The 1,300-nt window shown below is 39.1% G+C and carries 1 protein-coding gene; it reads right to left on the bottom strand.

Annotated elements, in window-relative coordinates; all coding sequences use genetic code 11:
- Positions 1 to 1,215, bottom strand: a 1,215-nt coding sequence (locus Rain11_RS13710) for a transposase (protein WP_101359935.1), incomplete at its 3' end; no start/stop codon positions are given.
- Between the last annotated feature and the right edge of the window lie 85 nt (positions 1,216 to 1,300).

The raw sequence follows: 1,300 nt of genomic DNA, 5'->3' as shown, positions 1-1,300 counted from the left end.
AATAGAAAGATTAGGATTGTTGAAAAGGATTTTGTACTTTTCCAAGAGGATTTGAGCGGCTATCAAAGCAGTAAAGGCGATATTGACGGCATTAGTGAGTTGATTTTGTTTGTAGTTTTTAAAAGTAGAAAGTCCAAAAAATTGTTTAGCATTTCTGAAATCTAACTCTATTTGGAAACGGAGGGCGTAGTATTGGATAACAAGCAAAGGGTCTAAGGTCAGGTCATTGGTAAAGAGTATGGTTTGCCCTATCTGTTGTTTTTGGGGATTATTTTTTTGAATAATGACGACTTGGATAAGTTGTTCTCTGATAGTATCGGCATAGACGCTGAGGGCATAGACTTTGGTATGCGAGTGCTTGAGCGGGTGGTCGGCGGGTAGGGTAAGGAGAGCTTCTTTGGGGATTTTGGCGTAATCTAATTTATCAGCGTACTTTTTAGGTCTGCCTCTACCTTTTTTCTGCTGTGCTGTGTAAGGTAGCATCAGGCGAGCATTAGACTTGAGTTTTGAAATCAAATAAAGCCCTTTGCTTTGCGTATATTTGAGATAGTGCTGATTGCCATAATAACCATCTAATACCACATAAGGCAGGATGAGCCTCTTACAATACTTGTTGAATAAGGTCATCAATTCATCAAGAGCCTTCTTGAAGGTTTGGAAAGATAGACTTTCAGGCTCGGTGTAAGCTTTGTTTAAGCTACCTTTGGGTCTGCCTCTTTGGCGTTTTTCTGCCTGCTCAACAACTTTGGCAGACTTCTTGGCAGGCACAGAAGCCTGCTTTTGTTCAGTTTTGACCAGTTGTGTGCAAGACAAGAAATGGGACTTTGCACTCTTGACATTGACTAGGCACGCCCCCAAAAAGCTAACTGAATTAACCGCTTTGCCTAACAGCGAAGAGTAGAAAGAACCTAAACCATAAGAAGATTTGCCTGCTTTGCTCTGGGTGGTTTCATCTAATACCAAGAGATACATCGCATTGGAATCAAACAGAAAACTCCAAAATAGCAGTACACGTATCAATGTCCAAGACAAAGGAGCCTGAGCATAAAATCGCTCTACGGTACGAGTGGATAGATTCCCAAAACGACCTATAGCTTTTGTTGTTACAGGAACAGATAAACGAAATATTGTTGTGATAATCTCAGATAATTTTGTTATATTTGCAACAGAAACTTCTGTTTGTAAAAGCAGGAGGATTTCTAATAAATTTGGCATTTTTTTTAGGTTAATCGTTGGAAAATTTTCCTAAATAAATGCCATTTTTTTATTTTTCCAAATACCTCAATTGGCGGTCATATTG

Origin of the sequence: Raineya orbicola, assembly GCF_002843425.1 — a bacterium.
GTDB classification, from domain to species: domain Bacteria; phylum Bacteroidota; class Bacteroidia; order Cytophagales; family Thermonemataceae; genus Raineya; species Raineya orbicola.
Note: the sequence above shows the minus strand (reverse complement) of the source record. Positions and strands in the feature narration are given on the sequence as shown.